The organism is Vibrio sp. 10N.222.52.C3 (genome assembly GCF_041474195.1).
GTDB classification, from domain to species: Bacteria; Pseudomonadota; Gammaproteobacteria; order Enterobacterales; family Vibrionaceae; genus Vibrio; species Vibrio crassostreae_C.
Window position 1 is genome coordinate 1 of sequence record NZ_JBFRTQ010000055.1, and the last position, 7118, is coordinate 7118.

At 40.0% G+C, this 7118-nt stretch carries 8 protein-coding genes; 3 read left to right on the forward strand and 5 right to left on the reverse strand.

Translation table 11 applies throughout. The features are described 5' to 3' along the window. Both AB4517_RS10050 and AB4517_RS10055 read left to right on the forward strand, forming a co-directional pair. Positions 1-772, forward strand: a 772-nt coding sequence (locus AB4517_RS10050; RefSeq protein WP_372148282.1) for a hypothetical protein, incomplete at its 5' end; no start/stop codon positions are given. Continuing rightward, positions 765-1889, forward strand: a complete 1125-nt coding sequence (locus tag AB4517_RS10055) for an ImmA/IrrE family metallo-endopeptidase (RefSeq protein WP_017087021.1) — start codon at positions 765-767, stop codon at positions 1887-1889. The genes AB4517_RS10050 and AB4517_RS10055, both read left to right, overlap by 8 nt. Positions 1890-2366: 477 nt before the next feature. Here AB4517_RS10055 and AB4517_RS10060 read toward each other — a convergent pair whose 3' ends face one another. The 4 genes from AB4517_RS10060 to AB4517_RS10075 form a co-directional block, all read right to left on the reverse strand. Beyond that, complete coding sequence (locus AB4517_RS10060) at positions 2367-2885, reverse strand: hypothetical protein (protein WP_372148283.1); 519 nt, start codon at positions 2883-2885, stop codon at positions 2367-2369. Between the two features lie 364 nt (positions 2886-3249). Beyond that, positions 3250-4365: a hypothetical protein gene (locus AB4517_RS10065; protein ID WP_108118181.1), complete on the reverse strand. Its 1116-nt coding sequence runs from the start codon at positions 4363-4365 to the stop codon at positions 3250-3252. A 215-nt stretch (positions 4366-4580) separates the two neighbouring features. Then, positions 4581-4760: a hypothetical protein gene (locus AB4517_RS10070; protein ID WP_017102552.1), complete on the reverse strand. Its 180-nt coding sequence runs from the start codon at positions 4758-4760 to the stop codon at positions 4581-4583. Between the two features lie 299 nt (positions 4761-5059). Continuing rightward, positions 5060-5326 carry a hypothetical protein gene (locus tag AB4517_RS10075; RefSeq protein ID WP_017102551.1) on the reverse strand — a complete coding sequence of 89 codons (267 nt, stop codon included), beginning with the start codon at positions 5324-5326 and terminating at the stop codon, positions 5060-5062. Positions 5327-5561: 235 nt separating this feature from the next. Here AB4517_RS10075 and AB4517_RS10080 point away from each other — a divergent pair, with 235 nt between their 5' ends. Beyond that, entirely contained in the window at positions 5562-6434 is an 873-nt protein-coding gene (locus tag AB4517_RS10080; protein ID WP_017102550.1) for a YafY family protein, read from the forward strand. A gap of 54 nt (positions 6435-6488) precedes the next feature. On the opposite strand, the gene AB4517_RS10085 is transcribed toward AB4517_RS10080, so the two are convergent. After that, a complete protein-coding gene (locus tag AB4517_RS10085) occupies positions 6489-6959 on the reverse strand; it encodes a hypothetical protein (protein WP_108118182.1) in 471 nt (156 codons plus the stop codon). Positions 6960-7118 lie beyond the last annotated feature (159 nt).

Below are 7118 nucleotides of genomic sequence, written 5' to 3' on the forward strand. Positions count from 1 at the left end.
GTTGGGTGGAAAGACAGGATTACTTCATTTCTTGTTTTACAACCTCGATCGAGGTTATAATATAGGAAATGAGATTAAAGGAAACGATATGAACTCAGCGCTATCTAATAACATTCAAAACGAACAGACCCTTGAAGTCGAAAATACTAATCGATCGCACTTAATAGCTAACATCCCACACATAAAGGAAGCTTTGCTACGTGGTTTAAGTGCCCGAAAAAGAATGACTGAAAACAACCCACTTACCAGTGGTGGCCAATATTTTTATGGGGATACAATTCGTGCTCTGCGCGAACTGCTAAAACCATATGGATATGTTAGGGAATCAATTCGGAATGTTGAGCTGACTATCAATCAAGAGCAAGGGATTGCAATCTACCTTTGCAGTGCGTGTGATCAAACAGGAAACTCAGCAGGCTTCCCTCAATCTGTTACAGACAAAGGTGATTTTACTCTTGACCTACTAAACCTTAAGTTCGAAGAAAGTCTCAACTATGATCTGTTTCCAGAAACACTCCCTGAATCAAATCCAAATAATAAGCTAAATAGTGAAGTTTGGTTCCTCCTTCATTATTTTGATAAAAATAACAATAAGATTTCCGCTGAATTAGTAAGACCTGTATCCTATAATAAGAGAGGTTACGTGACAGGATTTGATCTTGAAAACCGTATAATTATTGACATGGACAACGAAGACATCGTTGATTCACAGGTTGATTTTAATGATGAAATTGACTTTGATATCGAAGAAGTAAGTAACGACAATGTTTAACTCATTAAGACTAAAAATTGCTAGAGAAAGAAGAGGATTAACAAAAAAGGCGTTAGCCGAATTCACAGGGATCACAACGAGAACACTTTCTACATATGAAAACAGTGGCCTTCTAGATACAACAGACTCAACTTTAGTAAATCGAATAGCAGACATTCTCAATTACCCTATTGAATTCTTCTATGCTGATAATCCTGAACAAATAGTAAAAGAAGGCGTAAGCTTTCGCGCTATGACAAAACTGAGTGCATCTAAAAGGGATGCAGCCCTAAGTGCGGGTACATTAGCTGTTGAATTTAACACATGGTTAGAAAGTCGGTTCAATTTGAAGCAACATGATATTTTAGATTGCAGTAACGAAGATTTTGCTGATCCAGAAAGCGCAGCCCAATTGTTACGTGAACATTGGGGGTTAGGTGAACTATCGATTTCCAATATAATTCACCTATTAGAGTCGAAAGGAGTTCGCGTATTTTCTCTAACAGAAAACTGTGTCGAGGTAGATGCTTTCTCATTTTGGTTAGACGAAAAGCCTTTTGTCTTTCTTAATACTATGAAAACCCCAGAACGCAGTCGTTTCGATGCAGCCCATGAGCTAGGGCATTTAGTGCTACACAAGCATGCATCTAATAATGGACGCCAAGCTGAAGAACAAGCTGATCGATTCGCATCAGCATTTCTAATGCCTAAGGGAAGCATTCTGGCAAAAGTCCCTTCATACCCTTCGCTAAGCCAACTTTTAAAGTTAAAAAAGCATTGGAAGGTTTCATTAGCAGCTCTCATTCGAAGAACTTTCGACTTGGGGCTATCTTCTGAATGGCATTATCGTCAACTAAATATCGAGTTATCAAATTCTTACGGGAGAAAATCCGAGCCCGAAGGTCTAGAAAGCAGGGAAACCTCTCTGGTACTTCAAAAGGTTTTCAATAAATTGAGAGAAAAGAATGTATCGCGCAACGAAATATTGAGTGAACTAAAGCTGCCTCAGGATGAACTCTCAGCTCTAACATTCAACAATCCATTTTTTATGCTTCAGACGGTTGTCTCAAAAGTTAAAAGTCAAAAAGCTTCTATTTCAAGTAATACAACTCAACCAACCCTAAGAGTAGTAAATTAATAGAAACTCCTTTAAAGGGATCTTTATCTTGATCCCTAAAACTACCTATTTATAGCACTTGCTAACTCGTATGACATGCGTTCGAGCAATAAAAGCAACCATTTGATTTTGGGTAAACCCTTTTGGCAGCTTGTACTGCAGGACTGCACGAAACAAAGTCACCCAAATAATGCCTATTGTGCTCCAATGGCATACGAGAACAACCGAGTTTATGAACCTCATGGTCGCCATTAGCTTGCTGATTTTTATTAACATAATATCTTGCCATAATTACCTCTATATTGATTAAAAAAACCAATATACAACCGTACACACAACCAATACGTGACAGCAATCCAACATATGAATTAAGTGTTATAAAAAATCATTTGATAAATCATGTCGTTGTCGACAGGAAAAACCTCTCACGATTCAGATACAAAAAAGCCCACTCAGCATTAGAATGGGCTTCAATCAATATAATTTTCAGGGTTACGATTAAGCAACTAGAGGCTTACCTGACACCATTACATAACGCTCGGTATCTCGACCTATCTTAAAATAAATTCCGTTGGCATTAAGACTGCTTTCTTGAGCTTTAAGCTTGCTCGTTAGTGCAGCAGCGCCTCGTGGTAAGTACATCGGGTTTTCATGATGCTGCAATGTTTCCAATAAGCGAGATGGAGTTGCTTTCCAAATCTTATCGTTCGCTGCTGATTTGATGAGCTTTTGCATAGCAACCGTAAGGCTGTCATCTTCTGTACCTGAGGCCATGATATTTCTCACATTCAGCTTATAGGCTTTCTGTAACTTGCCCTCACCTAACCCCAGCACTTTCTCAATCGCAGCAAGCCACTTTGCAAAGTCCATCATACGAGCCGGATACTTCACTTTAGCACTTTCCTCTTCAACCAATGTTTTCGACGCCAACGTCAACAGTGAACCAAAAATTTCAGGTAATGCTGCTTCTAACTCCTGTTTTAGTAAACCTTCGGGCTTACGTTTGTCCTCTTCCATAGGAACAAGCGCGACTGCTCAGTGATTGATTTAATTGCTAGCGCTTTCTTTATGGATTTATTAAGTAATGACATTTTGCTTATCCTTTTGATTGATTTTTATTCATGCTGTGAACGATTCAGTGCATGTAGTGCGTCACTTGTCGACAGATGTAATTACAACCCAAATGGGTTATTTAAGCTGTCATCTGTGGTCCAGCTATTGCCTATCAGCCTTTCGTTATTTCAGCTTTTCCGCTGACAAATGCAGTATCCTTTAATTCAACCAATCCGGCTGTCATCTCTGCTCCGGCTTATGGAGAGCAAAAAAAAAAGAGAAGCCGTTAAGCTTCTCCCTTTCAATTCAGTATCAATTTTTATACGTACTAACTGCCACGTTGACTCATTGCTATCAATTTGCCATTAATGAACCCTTCACTGTCTTCATTCTTATTCCACTTGGATAGTTCATTTTTTAAATCCAAAAAACGCTTATCTATTAGGTCATTTCTTTCAGCTTCACTTTTACAGTAGCTAAGCAAATGCATGCTATCTCGATAGAAAAAACGGTCATCTTTCGCAATGACACGGGCTAAATCTGAAAGACTCATTGGGTTTACCTTTAAATAAGAATAGGCCCACGCCTTGATAAATAGCCAACGATAAGCCGCTTTTGTACTGTCTGCTTTGAGATTGCCATTGAGTCTGACGTAAATATACTCTGCTGGCAGTTGTAGCATTTCTTTTCTAACCTTCTTTCTGCCAGCAGCGAAATCTGATTTTAACGCTAGGCGATGAGTCAGAATCAAGTCAACAACCTTAATAATATCGTGGTTATACTCAACTAGTTCATTACCTAATTTATTAACGCACACTTGAGTAAATAATTGTGCATATAACGGCAGTTCTCCTTCGTAGAGTTGCAATGCCGCTTTAGCTAGCCAATCATACTTTGCTCCGTTACTTAGCGCCTTAGTCCCACCTAGTTCCATATCCTCACAAAGAGACAGTTTAATAAGTTCATCACCAATTTGATCTGATTGCTCGATGAGCATACTGACATCGTCTTCTGTTATCTTGGCTAAAGGATCAGATAAGTGTTTATAAATTATGTAATCCCACAATTGGCAGCATCGTTTACTCAAACCTTTCAACTCAGCTATCAAGCTAGGTTTATCTTCAATACGCAAAAAATCATTCTTGATTGAATCAACAGTTTTATCCGCTTTTTTACCGTAAGATTTTTGCAACATTAAATGAGCATCAAGCTTGTAACTATTAAGGAGGTCTTCGCTGAAGAGACTTGCCGCGAACACGCAGTACCCATCATCATTTCCAGGAAGGTATTCAACGGTTATTGCTTCCTCGAAAAAGTCAGCATTTTCGTAACTAGGTTCTTCACCAATATTTAGGTAAGAGAGCTGTTGATGAAAATCAGCAATGTACTTTTCATATGCATTTAAGTCGGGATCGTCAGGGCTAATTGTATAGTTATTTATCATTGTGCGAGCATATTCGATAAGTGGCTTATTATTTGATTATACTTAAATATATTAATGAGTAGTATCGCAGCCTATACGCAAACTAATATCTATATATAACTGTCTATCTGAATGGCACAGCACAGCTTAATATGGCTAGGAGGTTTCAACACCGACCATCTGCGTCGTCGACAAAAAAAGCAGAGGTTATCCCCTGCTCTCATAACACTTGCCCGTCAATCCTCAATAACTTCGTCGGCGACGACACCAATTACGTACCCAACGATTCCCCCAATTAATACGGAATATGGGTATGGACCATACCTAGCACCAATGGCAGCACCGACTTGAGCGCCACGGATAGCAGTGTTCTTTTTTGATTGGGATGATGATTGTGAGAATGTTTTACTTTGCATACTTCCCTACCTCTTTATATATATATGAAAAAGGGCCATGCTCAATGAAGAACATGACCCTTTGGAGTTTTTGTTAATGCCGCTTTAGTGAGAGTGACCGCACACCTGACAGCTGCCATCATCATAAGCACGTTCACCACATGCAGGACAGGTTGTAACTAGTGTTGTAATTGATTTAATCGCCATGTTAAGGCTCCTTGTTGTTGGTTGATTGAGTGTTGCGGAGCTCATTGATACCTCAGCCTAGAGAGTTCCAATTTCGAAACTGAGATATCGTGAGCCAAGCTCCGCAACAAAATTTATTGTGCTTTACCTTTCTGGGTATCTGGGCCGCATTTCGCCGTATCAGTGACATGACCATTCATGGTTCCACAGACATCCGCTTTCCATTGCACGATGACACCGTAAGACGCTGTATTCTGAATACCTGCCTTGCCATTCCATTGAGGCTCTAGCAGCTCTTTCATTTTCGAGATATCGCCCGGATTACCACCGAACGTGCCACCTGCGAATACTGAAGATGCGAAAAGCGAAGTTAGACCTAGCAGGATGATTGATGTTTTCATTTTTGTTTTTTCCTTGAAGATTGCATGCCCTCTTTCTAAGAAGACATCTGTTGATTAGTTTGAAGGTGTGGACTGACAGGTGGTGTCAGTTGGTAAAATTAATTTGAGGAATAACGGCAGGGCTTAGGTTTCGTAGGCTATGAAACCTATAACAAAATCGGTCACTTACTCATGACTATCGGGAAATAATGATGACTGACACTACCTGTCAGCGAATCAGTACATCATTGGTGATATGAATAAGAGTGAGAAGTTAGCCTACCGATTGAGTCAGATACTTTCCCGATTACATTCAGGAGAGAAACTGAGCCTTATCGACTTACAGCAGGAATTTGGAGTACATGAACGAACTGTACTTCGAGATTTCAGTCGACTGGCATTTCTACCTATCGTAAGAGAGGATGGATATTACTTCTTAAAGCAATTAGATCATCGTAACCCTAAAGCTCATTTAGCTCTGAACTCCCTATCGAGTATGGGAGTAGATAAGTTGTTTCCAGATAGAGCAGTCATGACTCAGGCACTAAGCCATAAGACACAATCTATTCTGTTCCGTCATTTACCTATCGAAGATTCCAGTCACTTTCAGACAACATTACGTGTCATTGCGAACGCTATTCATCAGCGAAACACTCTAACCTTAACGTGTCAGCGTCGTCGTTATCATCGGATTGAGCCTTACCAACTCATTAACGAACATGGGATTTGGCATTTGGTTTCAGTACTTAGGAACCAGTCATATTCGTTTCGAGTATCGGAGATTACAGAGTTAGTTCAACACGATGATATTTACACTCCCTCCCCTAGCTTCAACGAGAAACTAATCAGAGAAGAATTACACTGGAATACTCAGGGTATTGTAGAGGTCATCGCACAGGTAGGTTCTAGTCGAATTGATGATTACCAGAGGTCAGAACAACCTATGGCAATTCAGGTGCTGAAAGAGTTGGGTTATGGCTCGACACTTATAAGCATTGAGACATCAGATATTCACGCATTAATGCCAGTCCTCAAATCTTGGCTACCTGATATCGATGTAATTTCTCCATCATGGGTAAAACAAGCCTTGGTTAGAGATGTTGAAACCTACCTAGCGACTTGTTCATGAGTAGGTTTATCGACAGCGTCGTCATTACGTCGACGACGACAAGGTTTTTACACACTATTTAGCCCTTGATTTTGACAGTGCGAGAAGCTCCTTTTTTCTATCTTGGTATTTCTCTGAAACGACATGTAAGTAAATAGAAGACTCAGCTTTCACGGCTAAACCTAGGCCACGAACGATAGCGGCACAGAAGCCCTGATTGTTGGCTGAACCAGAAGAATAGAGGGATTTGTAGACCTGACTTTTCCATGGTTTATCACCCTGAGATTCGATAACCTCGAATAACTTAGAGCATGGAACCCATTGTTTTGAATGTAACCCTGCCCCTCCTGTCTGCCCAGCAATCCGGAAGTAGAGGTGTTTATCCTCAATATTTTGAGCAATCTCGTAGAGAACTGTCCCTTGAGATTTTGAACCTAGTTTGTCTGCTTCCCCTGATTTGAGGATGTTCGAGAATGGATTGTGTTTTGGCGTGTCTTTAGATGCATCAGCTTCTGCATTCACTGTACTACCTTTAGATTGGTTCATAGAAACTTTCCTTTATTTATTGAACTAGAAAGAAGAGCCTTGTCGACACAAGTCGGTAAAAATCATTCTAATTCAATAATATAAATTCATTTTGAGACTTGTTACGCATAGAGACTTCTTCCTGTCTTTTCCTGTCCGGTTCCTGTCTTTCCACCCAAC